The sequence below is a fragment of the Aeromonas sanarellii genome, assembly GCF_000820085.1.
Lineage (GTDB): Bacteria > Pseudomonadota > Gammaproteobacteria > Enterobacterales > Aeromonadaceae > Aeromonas > Aeromonas sanarellii.
This window is the reverse complement of record NZ_CDBN01000021.1, coordinates 310,047-324,700: the sequence shown is the minus strand read 5'-3', so window position 1 is coordinate 324,700 and position 14,654 is coordinate 310,047. Positions and strand designations below refer to the sequence as shown.

The following is a 14,654-nucleotide window of genomic DNA, read 5'->3' as shown; positions in this document are numbered from 1 at the left end:
GACGAATGATTCACGGCACTATTCATAACGCAGTGCCTCGGCCGGTTTTACCCGGGCCGCACGGGCAGCCGGATAGAGGGTGGCACTGAAGCTGAGCAGCACGGCTCCCAGCAGGATGGTCACCACCTGGGCCGGTTCGACGATGACCGGCAGACCGGCCCCGCCGGCCGCCATATAGAGGTTGAGCCCCAGCCCATCGAGCAGGGGGTTGAGACCGAGACAGAGCGCCAGCCCAGCAAGGCCGCCCACCAGGGCGCCGATGACGCCGCTCGACGCCCCCAGCACCATGAAGATCTTGACGATGCCGGACTCGCTCATGCCCATGGTGCGCAGTATGGCCACCTCCCCTTCCTTGTCGGTGACCACCATCACCAGGGCGGAGAGGATGTTGAAGGTGGCGACCGCGATGATGAGCACCAGCATCAGCCCCATCATGCGCTTCTCCATGGCCACCGCCTGGAACAGCTCGCCGCGCTCGCGGCGCCAGTCCTGCCACTCCAGCCCGTCCGGCAGGACGGTCTTGATCACCTCGTCGGCGGCGAAGGGATCGTCGAGCCAGAGGCGAATGCCGCCTACCTGGTCCGCAGGCAGGCGCAGCATGCGCTGGGCATCCCCCAGGGCGATGAGCGCCACCTGGCTGTCCACGTCCGCACCGACCCCGAAGATGCCGGAGACGGTGAAGAGGCGCTGGGCCGGGACTCGGCCAAAGGGGGTAAAACGGGTGCCTTCGGTCAGGATGAGGCGCACCTGGTCGCCAATGGAGACCTTGAGCCGGTTGGCCACCCCCTGCCCCAGTACGATGTGGTATTCACCGCGCTGCAGGCTGTCCAGGCGCCCCCCCAGCATCTGGGTGTGCAGGATGTCATCCTTGGGCCAGCGGGCCGGATCGATGCCCTGCACGCTGACGCCGGTGAGCTGGCCCGGGCTTTGCAGCATGCCTTCGCTGTCGAGCATGGGCGCCGTGGCCACCACGTGGGGCAGCCCGGCCAGATCGGGCAGACCCTCTGGCTCGGCCGCCATGCGCCCGGCCTGGTTGGTCACCACCACATGGGGGATCACCCCGAGGATCCGCCCCTTGAGCTGTCCCTCGAATCCGTTCATGACCGAGATGACCACCATAAGCGCGGCGACCCCGATGGCGATGCCAAAGGTGGAGAACAGGGAGATAAAGGAGACGAAGCGGTTACTGCGTCGCGAGCCTGCGTAACGCAGGCCGATGGCCAGCGAGAGTGGCTGAAAAAGTCCGGTCTTCAAGGATATCTACGTTGCCAACAAAATAAGATGCCGGATAATAGGGTCTGTTGACGCTTCAACGCAAGCCGCGTCGCTGCGGCAAGTGGCGCCGGATCCGGTGCAGGACGCAGGCGGTGGCCGCTCCCTCACCGGGTTTTGCAACCCTCCCTGGCGCCATGATCCGCGCCTTTTGCCAGGGACGGGCCCCGTGACGGCCCGCTCGGGCACGCCAGCCCCGCGTCGCGATGAAACGCCAACGGCCCCTACCGCGACATCGTTAAGACAACAAGGGATAGCCCCATGCAGGAACAGTTCTTCAGCGTCACCCATGCCATGCCGGTCAATGTGATCCCCATGCCGGCCGACTTCCACCTGCCGACGCTGGAGGCCCTGGAGGCCGAGTTGCCCGAGCCCTTTCGCATCGCCTCCGCCATCACCTCCATCGACCTGGTCAGCAGCCGCCTGATCCGCAACCAGAACGAATCCATGCACGATCTGGTGGAGATCATCAACCAGCAGTCCCGCAAGATCGACATGATCATGGGCTATGTGCTGGCGGCGCAGGATCATCCCGAGCATCGCTTCCATACCCTGCGCTTCGGTGCCGGCCAGCTCACCTACCTCCATCCGCGCCAGGGCCACGGGGAACCGCCGGCACTGCACCAGATAGTGCGGCTCAAGATCTTCCTGCGGGAGGAGGCCTCCGCCGTCTACTGCTATGGCGAGGTCAAGCAGCGGGAGCCCGGGGAGCACGGCACCCACGTGGTGCTCGACTACGTGCGGATCCGCGAGGATGACCGGGAGCTGCTGGTGCGCGCCAGCCTCCACGTGCAGTCAAAACAGCTCAAGCTGCGTGCCCAGGAGCGCCAGCGCTAATCCGTCCACGCCAACAAACACGCCAACGCCAGAAAGAATCCCATGATGCCAATGACACTCCCCGCCTTGCCCGCCAAGGCGGGCCAGAAGTTAACGTTCGGCCAGCTGATCGGCAGCAGCCTGGCACTGGTCGCCGCCCGCCTCACCCGGGAGGTTCGCCGCCCCGTTCTGCTGGTGACCGCAGATACCCCGAGCGCCCTGCGCCTCGAACAGGAACTCGGCTTCCTGCTGGCCGATCAGGATTGCCCCGTGCTGCTGTTCCCGGACTGGGAGACCCTGCCCTACGACAGCTTCTCCCCCCATCAGGACATCATCTCCCAGCGGCTCGAGACCCTCTACAGGCTGCCGCAGATGAGCCACGGCGTGCTCATCGTACCCATCTCCACCCTGATGCTGCGCACGGCCCCCCAGGCCTACCTCGACAAGTACAGCCTGATGGTGACAAGCGGCCAGCGCCTCAACCTGCAGCAGTTGCGGGGGCGCCTCGCCGAGGCGGGCTATGTGGCGGTGGAGCAGGTACTGGAGCACGGCGAGTTCGCCGCCCGCGGCTCCCTGCTGGATCTCTTCCCCATGGGGAGCAGCCGCCCCTATCGCATCGACTTCTTCGACGACGAGGTGGACAGCATCCGCCCCTTCGATCCCGAGAGCCAGCGCTCCAGCGAGCCGGTCGAGTCGGTGAGCCTGCTGCCCGCCCGGGAGTTTCCCACCGACGAGGGGGCCATCGAGCTGTTTCGCGGCCAGTATCGGGAGCAGTTCGAGATCTCCCGTGCCGAGGGCTCCGTCTATCAGGAGGTGAGCAAGGGACGCTGGCCCGCCGGCATCGAGTACTACCTGCCGCTCTTCTTCCAGCAGACCGCCAGCCTGTTCGACTATCTGCCGCCGAACACCCTGCTGCTCACCGTGGGGGAGATCTACCCCGCGGCCCAGCGCTTCTGGAACGACATCGGCCAGCGCTATGAAGACAGGCGCTGGGACAACACCCGTCCCCTGCTGCCGCCCCAGCACATCTACCTGCCGGTGGAGCAGCTCTTCGCCGCCCTCGGCGACTATGGTGCCGTACGCCTGCAGGAGGCGGCCGGTGACGGCGGCGCGGGCCAGCACGATCTGCCCCTCGCTCCCCTGCCCGACCTGCAGCTCGATCACAGCAAGGAGCAGCCCCTGCTGGCCCTCGGCCAGTTCCTGCAAGGCTTTGCCGGACGCACCCTGTTTGCGGTGGAGTCCGAGGGGCGGCGCGAGGGGCTCGGGGATCTGCTCGCGCGGATCAACCTGCAACCCCGGGAGTTTGCCTCCCTCGATGCCTTCCTCGGTAGCGAGGCGCGCCACGGGCTCCTGGTCTGCCCCCTTGAGCGGGGCTTCCTGTTGCAGGAGCCGGGGCAGGAGGCGCTGGCCCTCATCACCGAAACCGAGCTGCTGGGCGGCAAGATCCGCAGCAAACGGCAGCGGGACAAGAGCAAGAACCTGAGCTCGGATGCGGTGATCCGAAACCTGGGCGAGCTGACCCAGGGCCAGCCTGTGGTGCATCTCGATCACGGGGTCGGCCGCTATCTGGGGCTGGAAACCATAGACGCCGGCGGCCTGCCCACCGAGTTCCTCACCCTGGAATACGCCGGCGGCGACAAGCTGTTCGTGCCGGTCACCAGTTTGCACCTTATCAGCCGCTACACAGGTTCCGACAACCCGCCCAGCCACAAGCTAGGCGGCGAGGCCTGGGTCAAGGCGCGGCGCAAGGCGGCCGAGAAGGTGCGCGACGTGGCGGCCGAGCTGCTCGACGTCTATGCCCACCGCGCGGCGCGCGCCGGCTTTGCCTTCAAGCACGACCGCGAGGCCTACCGCCAGTTTGCCGCCGGCTTCCCATTCGAGGAGACCGAGGATCAGCTGGGCGCCATCAACGCCGTGCTCGGCGACATGTGCCAGGCCAAGAGCATGGACCGCCTGGTATGCGGCGACGTGGGCTTCGGCAAGACGGAGGTGGCGATGCGGGCGGCCTTCGTGGCGGTGCACGGCGGCAAGCAGGTGGCCGTGCTGGTGCCCACCACATTGCTCGCCCAGCAGCACTACGACAACTTCCGCGATCGCTTCGCGAACTGGCCGGTGCGGGTCGAGGTGCTGAGCCGCTTCCGCTCCGCCAAGGAGCAGACCGGCGTCTTGAAAGAGCTGGCCGATGGCAAGGTGGACATCATCATAGGCACCCACAAGCTGCTCGGCTCGGAGCTCACCTTCAAGGATCTCGGCCTGCTCATCGTCGACGAGGAGCATCGCTTCGGGGTGCGCCAGAAGGAGAAGATCAAGGCGCTGCGGGCCGACGTGGACATCCTCACCCTCACCGCCACCCCCATTCCGCGCACCCTCAACATGGCGATGTCCGGCATGCGGGATCTCTCCATCATCGCCACCCCGCCCGCCAAGCGGCTCGCCATCAAGACCTTCGTGCGCCAGCACGAGCCGGCTGTGGTGCGCGAGGCGGTGCTGCGGGAATTGAAGCGCGGCGGTCAGGTCTACTACCTGCACAACGACGTGGAGAGCATCGAGAAGTGCGCCGCCGATCTGGCGGAGCTGGTGCCAGAGGCGCGCATCGGCATCGCCCACGGCCAGATGCGCGAGCGAGACCTCGAGCGCATCATGTCGGACTTCTACCACCAGCGCTTCAACCTGCTGGTCTGCACCACCATCATAGAGACCGGCATCGACGTGCCGAGCGCCAACACCATCATCATGGACAGGGCGGATCACTTGGGATTGGCCCAGCTGCACCAGCTGCGGGGCCGGGTCGGTCGCTCCCACCACCAGGCCTATGCCTACCTGCTCACCCCCCATCCCAAGCTGATGACCAAGGATGCGGCCAAGCGGCTGGAGGCCATCGCGTCGCTGGAAGATCTCGGCGCCGGTTTTGCGCTGGCCACCCACGATCTGGAGATCCGCGGCGCCGGCGAGCTGCTCGGCGACGATCAGAGCGGCCAGATCGAATCGGTGGGTTTCACCCTCTACATGGAGATGCTGGAGCAGGCGGTGGAGGCGCTGAAACATGGCAAGGAGCCTTCCCTGGAGCAGCTCATGAGCCAGCACACCGAGGTGGAGCTGCGCCTGCCCGCCCTCTTGCCGGACGACTACATCCCGGACGTCAACATGCGTCTGTCCATGTACAAGCGCATCGCCAGCGCGGCGGACGAGCAGGAGCTGCGCGAACTCAAGGTGGAGCTCATCGATCGCTTCGGCCTCTTGCCGGAACCGACCAAGACCCTCATGGAGCTGGCCGCCTTCCGCCAGCGCGCCACGGCGCTGGGCATTCGCCGGGTGGAGATGAGCGAGCGCGGCGGCTATCTGGACTTCACCCAGGAAACCAGGGTCAATCCGGCCTATCTGGTCAAGCTGCTCTCGGAGCAGCCACGCATCTACAAGATGGACGGGCCGACCCGGCTGCGCTTCCAGGTGCCGACCCAGGACAGGGTCATGAGGCTCAAGCTGGTGGACGGACTGCTGGCGGATCTCGCCAGTCACGCCAGCCACTGAGGTGGCGGTGATGGAGCGGCGAGCCGCTCGCCCAAATAAAACGGGAGCCCTGAAGGCTCCCGTTTTTTTACCTACGATTCATCGTCCGCGGATCACGCCTGGCTGGCCGGGTCCTCGTGGGCGGAGAACTCCCGCATGAAGGCCTCGGCCCGCTCGACCATCTTGGTGGACCCCACGAAATAGGGGGTGCGCTGGTGCAGGGCGGTGGGCTGGATATCCATGATGCGGCCGAAGCCGTCTGAGGCCTTGCCACCCGCCTGCTCCACCAGGAACGCCATGGGGTTGCACTCGTAGAGCAGGCGCAGCTTGCCGTTCGGAGAGTTGGTGCCGGACGGATAGATGTAGATGCCGCCCTTGAGCAGGTTGCGGTGGAAATCGGAGACCAGGGAGCCGATGTAACGGGAGGTGTAGGGCCTGTGGGTCGCCTCGTCACGCTCCTGGCAGTATTTCAGGTATTTCTTCACCCCGTCCGGGAACTTGATGTAGTTGCCCTCGTTGATGGAGTAGATCTTGCCCTCTTCCGGAATGCGGATGTTCTCGTGGGAGAGGCAGAAGCAGCCGATGGAGGGGTCGTAGGTAAAGCCATTGACGCCAAAGCCGGTGGTGTAGACCAGCATGGTGGAGGAGCCGTAGACCACGTAACCGGCCGCCACCTGGCGGTGGCCCGGCTGCAGGAAGTCCTCCAGGGTGACCCCGGAGCCCGGCTTGCTGACCCGGCGATAGATGGAGAAGATGGTCCCGACCGAGACGTTGACGTCGATGTTGGAGGAGCCGTCGAGGGGATCTATCAGCACCACGTACTTGGAGTGACGGGAGAGCTCGGAATCGAAGGAGACGAAGTCTTCCTCCTCTTCGGAGGCCATGCCGCACACTTCGCCACGGGCTTCCAGCGCCGCCTTGAAGCGCTCGTTGGCGTAAACGTCCAGCTTCTGCTGCACCTCCCCCTGCACGTTTTCGGCCCCCATGGAGCCGATGATGTCCGCCAACCCCGCCTTGTTGATCTCCCGGTTCACCACCTTGGCGGCCAGGCGGATGGAGCTGAGCAAGGAGGTCAGCTCGCCGGTCGCGGTCGGGTAGTCCGCCTGCTTTTTGACGATGAACTCGCCCATGGTGATCATGTTTCGCATTCTTGTTCCTTTAAGATCGTTTCCGTTGGCCGTTGAAAACGTTTGCAAGTGTCGGCAAAAAAAGTGCCGATCCCCGGCAGCGTTGTTTTGTAACCTAATGTAACGCCTGTTTTTTGTTTTTGCAGCGAATTAAGGCGGCGCATAAATCGCCAGAAAGCCCGCCATGGCTGGAACATTCGCCGAAAAAATCGGGTTCATTCGACCTCTATGGTCATGTTAATTCGTGACAAGAATGCACCTGGTCGTCGTCTCTCTCCATCTCCCCCCCATACAGTCCCCTCCCGGCTCCGCCTGTTGGGAGCCTCTTGAGATCTCCCCCTCAATCCCGCACACTGGCCAGGCTTTGGAAGCAAAAAAACATAAGGATATTCAATGAAAAGGACTCTCATTGCCGGCGCGGTTGCCGCCCTGCTCGCCCTCCCCTCCCTGGCCGCCCAGGTGCCTGAAGGCACCCAGCTTCTGCCGGATGCCCAGCAAGTCTTCGTGCGCAACATAGGCACAGAGCCTGCTTCCATCGATCCCCAGATGGTGGAAGAGAGCGCGGGCAGCGACGTCGTCAACGATCTGTTCGAGGGGCTCTACACCCTGGATGGCAACGGCAAGCTGCAGGCGGCCGGCGCCCTTGGCTACGAGCTCGACGCCACGGGCACCGTCTACACCTTCAAGCTCAGACCCGATGCCAAATGGTCCAACGGCGAGCCGGTGACGGCGGCAGACTACGTCTATGGCTGGCAGCGGGCGGCGGATCCCAGGAACGCCTCCAACTACGCCTGGTTCATCGAGCTGACCGGCGTCACCAACGCCAGCGAGGTGGTGCAGGGCAAGGCCAAACCCGATGCCCTGGGGATCAAGGCGCTCGATGATCACACCCTGCAGATCACCCTGAAAAACCCGGTCCCCTTCTTCCTGAAGACCCTCTCCCACTACACCACCTTCCCGGCGCCCAGGGCGACCATCGAGAAGTTCGGTCATGAGTGGGTCAAGCCGGGCAACATCGTCTCCAACGGCGCCTTCGCCCTCAAGGAGTGGACCCCGAACGAGCGCCTCATCGCCGAGCGCAACCCCCACTACTGGGACAACCAGCACACAGTGCTGAACAAGGTGGTCTATCTCGAGATCGTCTCCGATACCGCGGCCTACAACCGCTATCGTGCGAGCGAGCTGCACTACACCACCTATCCCCTGGAGCAGTATCAGCAGATCAAGCGCCAGAGCCCGGACGAGCTGGTCAGCGCCCCCCTGCTCGCCACCTACTACTACGTCTTCAACACCCAGCGCAAACCCTTCGACGACGTCAGGGTGCGCAAGGCGCTCTCCCTGGCCATCGACAGGGACACCATCACGGAGAAGATCCTGGGACAGGGTCAGCTCTCGGCCTTCAGCCTGACCCCGCCGAGCGTGGACGGCTTCGAGCTCAAGCGCCCGGCCAGCGAGCTGATGAGCAAGGAGGAGCGCATCAAGCAGGCCAAGGCGCTGCTCGGCGAGGCCGGATACGGCCCGGACAAGCCGCTTGAGGTGGACATCCTCTACAACACCAACGAGGGGCACAAGAAGATAGCGCTGGCCATCTCCTCCATGTGGAAGCACAACCTGGGGGTCAAGGCGGAGCTCAACAACATGGAGTGGAAGACCATGGTGTCGGCCCTGAACGAAGGGGATTTCGGGGTCAGCCGCTACTCCTGGAACGGGGACTACAACGATGCCTCCACCTTCCTCGACATCATGACCTCCAGCAGCAGCGCCAACAGCGGCAAGTGGTTCAACAAGGAGTACGACGCCCTGCTGGCCAAGGCCCATGACGCCAAGGATCCGGCCGAGCGCAACCGGCTCTATCAGCAGGCGGAGGTGCTGATCGACAAAGAGGCCCCCATCGCCCCCGTCTACTTCTACGTGAAATCCCGGCTGCTCAAGCCCAATGTCAAGGGCTACCCCTATCAGAACCCGCAAGACCTGGTCTATGCCAAGGATCTCTATCTGACGGCGCAATAAACCGCCCCGGAATCGCAAAAGACCGCCTTCGAGGCGGTCTTTTTTATCTCAGTCTTCCTGACAGCTCGCCATCGCCAGCCGGGCCCGCCTGCGCACCCTCACGGGCCTGACCAGCAACTGGGCCAGCAGGACCCCCAGCAGGGTCATGCCGCCCCCGATGAGGTGATAGCTGGTGAGCCGCTCCCCGAGCCAGCTGATGGCGAGCGCCGCCGTCATCACCGGCAGCAGGTTCATGAAGATGGCGGTGCGGCTCGCCCCGAGCAGGGCGATGCCCTGCATCCAGAGCCAGGGGGAGAGGGCCGAGGTCGGGATCCCCGCATAGAGGATGAGCCAGAGGGCGCTGCCATCCGGCCAGTGCCCGTCCACCAGCAGATAGAAAGGAGTGAGGAACAAGAGGCTGCAGAGCACCTGACCGTAGAGCATGGACCAGTTGTCCAGACCCAGATCCCAGCGTTTGAGCAGCACGCTGTAGAGCGCATAGGTGGCCGCCGAGAGCAGCATGTAGACGGAGCCGATATGAATGCCTTGGGTCAGCAGCCGGGCCGGATCCCCCTGCCCCAGCAGGATGCCTAGCCCGAAGAGGGAGATGACGCCCCCGAGCAGGGCGCCCCAGGTGGGCCGTTCGCGCAGCAGCCAGATGCTGAGCAGCACCGTCATCAGCGGAGTCAGACCCATCATCAGCCCGATCTCGGTGGCCCCCAGGGTCTGGGCCGCGTAATAGCCGAAGGTCTGGTTCAGCACCATGCCGAGCAGGGCCAGCACCGCCAGCTGGTAGAAACCGGCCCGCAACCTGGCACGATCCCGCCAGGCCCGATGGGCCAGAAACGGGGTCAGCACCAGGGCCGCCACCATCCAGCGCGACCAGGCCAGAGCCGCCGGCGAGAGCACGCCCACCGCCAGCTTGCTGACGATGCCGTTGCCGGCCCAGATGGCCATGCAGGAGAAGGGAAACAGGAAGGCGGTGTGCATCGCGATATCCAGAGAAAGGGGGCGGGTATTTCGCGGGAGTATAGAGAGGCAAACGGGATAAGCAAGCGCTCTGATGCAGGGGCGACGATGTTGCGTCAGCCTGGATGAAGGCGGCCCTCCCGGTCTTCCCCAGGGCCATCACGCATCATGCCCGCACTGGGGCGGGCATGATGGGGGAAGAGGGTCAACCCTGGGTGCCTCAGGCGGCATCCATATGAAGCCTCGAAATCAGCTCGTTGACCTCGAGCACCGTCTGGCGATGGGGAATGTCGGCCTGCAGCGGCATCATCAGCAAACCCGACTGGAAGTCGAAGCGCCCCCTGCCGTGGATATAAATGCGCCCCTTGAAGAAGGTTTTGACATGTTTCGCCACCATCAGTGGCAGGTACTTCTTGAATACTCTCATCGTTTGCAACCTCTTGCAGTTGTATCCGTATGACAGCAGCTTCTGCGAAATAATTCCGTTAAATTTATATAAAAAACCGGAAAAATCGCCTATCTCTTCCCCAAAAAACCAATCTGTAACTTTTTATTAACTTTTACCGTATTGTATGCGGTCCTTCCAGCCAGAGCAAGGCCCCTTTGCCATCTTGCCACTCGATGCAGGCCAGGCCGGAGGTGGCGAACATGGGGGCGCCCGCAGCCGGACAGAGGCTCTGCACCAGATACCCCACCAGAGGCAGGTGGCTGACCATGAGAATGTTGTCGTGCTCCGCCGCCAGCGCGGTGAGGTAGCTCGCCACAAAGGCCGGATCGCCATAGGGGGTGATCTCGCCACTCTCCTCGACCTTGAGGGCCTCGGGCAGCTCGGGGGCGATGGCCTGCCAGGTCTGTCTGGCACGCAGGTAGTTGCTGTGGATCACCAGGCTCAGGGAGCCGGTCAGCTGGGGAGCCAGCCAGCATGCCATGTGGATGGACTCTTCAATGCCTTGTTCGGTCAGTGGACGCTGTTCATCAGTCTTTGCGTTCATGCCAGCCTGGCCATGACGCATGATGTAGATTTTCATTACAACCTCGCCCAGGGGGCCTGTTTAAATAGCCGGGGGATCTTACCCCGCCATGCCGGGGGAAACAATTGCGCTACCTCTCAGAAAAGGGTTTGCCTCGTGAGATAGCGAGGTCGATAATCATGTTTAAATTCAAATAAATTCACCGCGAGTCACGCCCCAATGAGCCCATATGCCAGTCCCAACGACCATCGGCGGTATCACTATCTGGAGCTGGCTAACCGGCTCAGGGTCCTGTTGATCTGCGATCCACAGACAGACAAATCGGCCGCCTCCCTGGCCGTCAACACCGGCCATTTCGACGACCCCGTCGATCGCCAGGGCATGGCCCATTTCCTTGAGCATATGCTGTTCCTCGGTACTCGTACTTATCCCAAACCCGGCGAATATCAGCAGTTCATGAGCCGCCACGGGGGCAGCAACAACGCCTGGACCGGGACCGAGTTCACCAACTTCTTCTTCGACATCGACAACGGCTTCTTCGAGGCGGGGCTTCATCGTTTCTCCCAGTTCTTCATCTGCCCCACCTTCGCCCCCGAGTGGGTCGACAAGGAGCGCAACGCGGTCGACTCCGAATATCGCCTCAAGCTGCAGGACGACGTGCGCCGCAGCTATCAGGTGCACAAGGAGACGGTCAACCCGGCCCACCCCTTCGCCAAGTTCTCGGTCGGCAATCTGGACACCCTGGCGGATCTGCCGGGGCGGGATCTGCGCTCCGACCTCCTTGCGTTCTACGAGACCCACTACAGCGCGGATCGCATGGCGTTGGTGATGCTCTCGCCGGCCTCCATCGATACCCAGCTGGCCTGGTGTGATCGCTTCTTCAGCGCCATCCCGGATCGCCGCCTGGGCCCGCCGGCCCTGTCGGTGCCCCTCTACCGGCTCGATGATCTCGGCATCCGCATCCAGATCAAGCCGGTCAAGGAGACCCGCAAGCTGGCCCTGACCTTCCCGCTGCCGAGCGTGGATGCCCTCTACGACAAGAAGCCCCTCACCTTCCTGAGCCACCTTATCGGCTACGAAGGGGAAGGCAGCCTGCTCTCCCTGCTCAAGGGCAGGGGCTGGGTCAACCAGCTCGCCGCCGGCGGCGGCATCAGCGGCGCCAACTTCAAGGACTTTGGCGTGAGCTTCGGCCTCACCCCCCTCGGGCTTGACCATGTGGACGAGATCATCGCCGCCCTGTTCGGCTATCTGAAACTCATCGAGCGGGATGGGGTGCAGGCCTGGCGCTATGACGAGAAACGCAACGTGCTGGAGTCCGCGTTTCGCTTCCAGGAGCGGGGCCGGGCGCTGGATACCGTCTCAGGGCTGGTGCTCAACCTGTTCAGCTATGCCCCGGACGATCTGCTCCACGGCGACTACATGATGCGCGAGTTCGACGAGCCGCTGATCCGGCGCTTCCTCGCCAAGCTGACCCCCCACAACCTGAGGGTGACCATCCAGGCCCCCGAGGTGAGCACGGATCGCCTGGCCCGCTGGTATCAGACCCCCTACGGCGTGGCCACCATCACGGAGGCGGAGAAGATCCGCTGGCAACAGAGCCAGCCCGATCCCGCCCTGCACCTGCCGGCGCCCAACCCCTTCATCAGCAGCCGCCTCGACGCCCGCCTGCCGGCACTGACCGCCGACATGCCCGCCTGCCTCATCGACAGGCCAGGGTTCCGCCTCTGGCACCTGCACGAGCACCTGTTTGGGGTGCCCAAGGGCAGCCTCTATATCTCCATCGACAGCGAACATGCGGTCAGAAGCCCGCGTCACATCGCCATGGCCAGGCTTGCGGTGGAGCTGCTCACCGACCACCTCAACGCCCTCACCTACCCGGCCGAGCTCGCCGGGCTCGGGTACCAGATTTATGCCCATCAGGGAGGCTTTACCATCAACCTGAGCGGCTTTGCCGACAAACAGCCGCTGCTGCTCGACATGATCCTCGGCAACCGCACCCTGGGGTATCCGGATCCGGCGCGCTTCAGCGAGATCAAGGAGCAGCTCATCCGCAACTGGGAGAACCAGTCCAAGACCCGCCCCATCTCCCAGCTGTTCAACCAGCTCACCAGTTTGCTGCAACCCAACAACCCGCCGTTCGAGCAACTGCTGCGCCACCTGCGCACCATCGAACTTGGCGAGATGCCCGACTTCGTCTCCCGGCTCTTCGCCGAGGTGCACATCGAGACCCTGGTGCACGGCGACTGGACGGCGGCCGAGGCCCTCGAACTCGCGTCCCTGCTGGAGCGCCACCTCGGTCCCAGCAGTCAGCCCAGCGCCGAGACCCGCCGCCCCCTCATCTCCATCCAGGATAGGGGCACCCTCATTCGCGAGCAGGGCTGCGAGCACGAAGACTCGGCGCTCCTGGTCTACTACCAGTCCCGCACCACCCGGGCACGGGATCTCGCCTGCTTCACCCTGGCCAACCACATCATGTCCTCCACCTTCTTCCACGAGCTGCGCACCCGCCAGCAGCTCGGTTACGTGGTGGGGGCCGGCAACCTGCCCCTCAACCGCCACCCGGGCCTCATCTTCTATATCCAGTCCCCCGTGGCGGGGCCGCAGATCCTGCTGGACGCGGTGGAAGAGTTCATCGATCTCTTCCCGCTCGCCATGCTGGAGTTCACCGAGCAGCAGTGGCAGGACAGCAAGGCGGGCCTGCAGGCCCAGCTCAGCGAGCGGGATGCCAACCTGCGCAGCCGCGGCCAGCGGCTCTGGGTCAGCATAGGCAACAAGGATCTGGGCTTCGATCAGCGGGAGCGGGTACGCGAGGAGGTGGGCAGGCTCAGTCGCGCCGATCTGGTGCGCTTTATCACCCAGTTGCGCTCACGTACCTCGGATCGGTTGATCCTCTGCAGCTATGGCCTGGGCCACGAGCACGACGAGCGGATCACCGGCCAGTTCATCGACGACCCCAGGGCGTTTCGGCTCAATGCCGCCACCTTCGAGGCCTGATCCCGCCTCGCCCCTCCCCCGACTCTCGCTCGCCGGCAATAAAAAGCCGACCCCTGGGGGTCGGCTGGAAAAACCATAAAACAATTGCGACAGAGCCGCCAAAAGTGAACATGAGCGTGAAAATCAGACACTGGGTTGATGGTCGGCCTGAGAGTTCAAACCAGAGCCCATCAGTCGGCACCAGCAGTGATTGAGAAACAGCCTCATCTTAGGCATTCCCCCGATTTACCACGTTGATCTATGTCAAAGGAGGTAAGAAAGGGGAAGGCGCCTGTCGCTTTGTCAGGCGGGATCACAGTTTTGCCTCACCCCCTGCGGATCAGGCGATAGGCCACCTCATCGAAATAGGAGAGCTGCCCCGAGAGCACTCTGGGGTGATCCAGCTCCGCCGCCCGGCCCAGCACCTCCACGCCAAAGTCACGCTCGAACAGGGTACGCACCTCCATCTCCCCCACCGAGAACGGCGGTTGTTGCTGCTGCTCGGGTTGATACTCGAGGGTCACCAGCAGGATCTGTCCCCCCGCCTCCACCATGCGGCTCATCAGGGTCGCATACTGGCGGCGCATGGCCGTCGGCAGGGCGATGAGGGCGGCCCTGTCATAGACCAGCCGATAACGTCGACCCAGCTCGGGGGCGGCGAAAAAATCCCCCTGGTAGATGCGCAGATCCTCGTGCCGGTGGCACTGATAGGGGCCCACCTCGCTTGTCTCTGCACTCAGCTTGTTCTCGCCGAAAAACTGGGTAATGGCGAGCCCGGAGAGCTCGAAGCCATCCACCGGATGACCCTGCTCGCGCAGCCAGAGCATGTCGCGGGACTTGCCGCACAGGGGCACCAGCACGGGTTCGTCCCCCTGCTGGGCAGACCACCAGGATTGCAGCCAGCGGTTGAAGTCTGCCTGATGAAAGCCAATCCGGTTCTCTTTCCACTTCTGATGCCAAAACGCCGCTTCCATCCTCATCCTCCCGTCATCTGCAATGATGCATCACTATCACAACTTCACCGAGGCGG

10 protein-coding genes are annotated in these 14,654 nt (G+C 63.7%); 4 read left to right on the top strand and 6 right to left on the bottom strand.

Annotated features, from left to right (window positions below; all coding sequences use genetic code 11):
- Positions 1–18: 18 nt before the first annotated feature.
- Positions 19–1,254, bottom strand: coding sequence for a lipoprotein-releasing ABC transporter permease subunit (locus tag BN1132_RS05005; protein WP_042075554.1), 1,236 nt, complete (start codon positions 1,252–1,254; stop codon positions 19–21).
- 279 nt (positions 1,255–1,533) lie between these two features.
- Here BN1132_RS05005 and BN1132_RS05000 point away from each other — a divergent pair, with 279 nt between their 5' ends.
- Both BN1132_RS05000 and mfd read left to right on the top strand, forming a co-directional pair.
- Positions 1,534–2,109, top strand: coding sequence for a PilZ domain-containing protein (locus BN1132_RS05000; RefSeq protein WP_042075552.1), 576 nt, complete (start codon positions 1,534–1,536; stop codon positions 2,107–2,109).
- A gap of 42 nt (positions 2,110–2,151) precedes the next feature.
- Complete coding sequence (mfd, locus tag BN1132_RS04995; protein WP_042075551.1) at positions 2,152–5,616, top strand: transcription-repair coupling factor; 3,465 nt, start codon at positions 2,152–2,154, stop codon at positions 5,614–5,616.
- A 92-nt stretch (positions 5,617–5,708) separates the two neighbouring features.
- Here the strand turns inward: mfd and fbp are convergent, their stop codons facing one another.
- A complete protein-coding gene (gene fbp, locus BN1132_RS04990; RefSeq protein ID WP_042075549.1) occupies positions 5,709–6,743 on the bottom strand; it encodes a class 1 fructose-bisphosphatase in 1,035 nt (344 codons plus the stop codon).
- A 372-nt stretch (positions 6,744–7,115) separates the two neighbouring features.
- On the opposite strand from fbp, the gene BN1132_RS04985 reads away from it, so the two are divergent.
- Positions 7,116–8,732 carry a peptide ABC transporter substrate-binding protein gene (locus tag BN1132_RS04985; protein ID WP_042075547.1) on the top strand — a complete coding sequence of 539 codons (1,617 nt, stop codon included), beginning with the start codon at positions 7,116–7,118 and terminating at the stop codon, positions 8,730–8,732.
- A 48-nt stretch (positions 8,733–8,780) separates the two neighbouring features.
- Here BN1132_RS04985 and BN1132_RS04980 read toward each other — a convergent pair whose 3' ends face one another.
- The 3 genes from BN1132_RS04980 to sixA all read right to left on the bottom strand — a co-directional run bounded on the left by BN1132_RS04980 (position 8,781) and on the right by sixA (position 10,708).
- Positions 8,781–9,701: a DMT family transporter gene (locus BN1132_RS04980; protein ID WP_042075545.1), complete on the bottom strand. Its 921-nt coding sequence runs from the start codon at positions 9,699–9,701 to the stop codon at positions 8,781–8,783.
- A 199-nt stretch (positions 9,702–9,900) separates the two neighbouring features.
- Complete coding sequence (locus tag BN1132_RS04975) at positions 9,901–10,107, bottom strand: DUF1107 domain-containing protein (protein WP_005324080.1); 207 nt, start codon at positions 10,105–10,107, stop codon at positions 9,901–9,903.
- A gap of 133 nt (positions 10,108–10,240) precedes the next feature.
- Positions 10,241–10,708, bottom strand: a complete 468-nt coding sequence (gene sixA / locus BN1132_RS04970) for a phosphohistidine phosphatase SixA (RefSeq protein WP_042075542.1) — start codon at positions 10,706–10,708, stop codon at positions 10,241–10,243.
- 162 nt (positions 10,709–10,870) lie between these two features.
- On the opposite strand from sixA, the gene BN1132_RS04965 reads away from it, so the two are divergent.
- The gene (locus BN1132_RS04965; RefSeq protein ID WP_042075540.1) at positions 10,871–13,645 is read left to right on the top strand and encodes an insulinase family protein; all 2,775 of its coding nucleotides are present in this window, start codon (positions 10,871–10,873) and stop codon (positions 13,643–13,645) included.
- Between the two features lie 305 nt (positions 13,646–13,950).
- On the opposite strand, the gene BN1132_RS04960 is transcribed toward BN1132_RS04965, so the two are convergent.
- Entirely contained in the window at positions 13,951–14,598 is a 648-nt protein-coding gene (locus BN1132_RS04960) for a thiopurine S-methyltransferase (RefSeq protein ID WP_042075539.1), read from the bottom strand.
- Positions 14,599–14,654: the final 56 nt, after the last annotated feature.

Coding starts and splice junctions, on each gene's coding strand:
- BN1132_RS05000 (WP_042075552.1), top strand. CDS start 1,534: ATGCAGGAACAGTTCTTCAGCGTCACCCATGCCATGCCGGTCAATGTG.
- mfd (WP_042075551.1), top strand. CDS start 2,152: ATGATGCCAATGACACTCCCCGCCTTGCCCGCCAAGGCGGGCCAGAAG.
- fbp (WP_042075549.1), bottom strand. CDS start 6,743: ATGCGAAACATGATCACCATGGGCGAGTTCATCGTCAAAAAGCAGGCG.
- BN1132_RS04985 (WP_042075547.1), top strand. CDS start 7,116: ATGAAAAGGACTCTCATTGCCGGCGCGGTTGCCGCCCTGCTCGCCCTC.
- BN1132_RS04980 (WP_042075545.1), bottom strand. CDS start 9,701: ATGCACACCGCCTTCCTGTTTCCCTTCTCCTGCATGGCCATCTGGGCC.
- BN1132_RS04975 (WP_005324080.1), bottom strand. CDS start 10,107: ATGAGAGTATTCAAGAAGTACCTGCCACTGATGGTGGCGAAACATGTC.
- sixA (WP_042075542.1), bottom strand. CDS start 10,708: ATGAAAATCTACATCATGCGTCATGGCCAGGCTGGCATGAACGCAAAG.
- BN1132_RS04965 (WP_042075540.1), top strand. CDS start 10,871: ATGAGCCCATATGCCAGTCCCAACGACCATCGGCGGTATCACTATCTG.
- BN1132_RS04960 (WP_042075539.1), bottom strand. CDS start 14,598: ATGGAAGCGGCGTTTTGGCATCAGAAGTGGAAAGAGAACCGGATTGGC.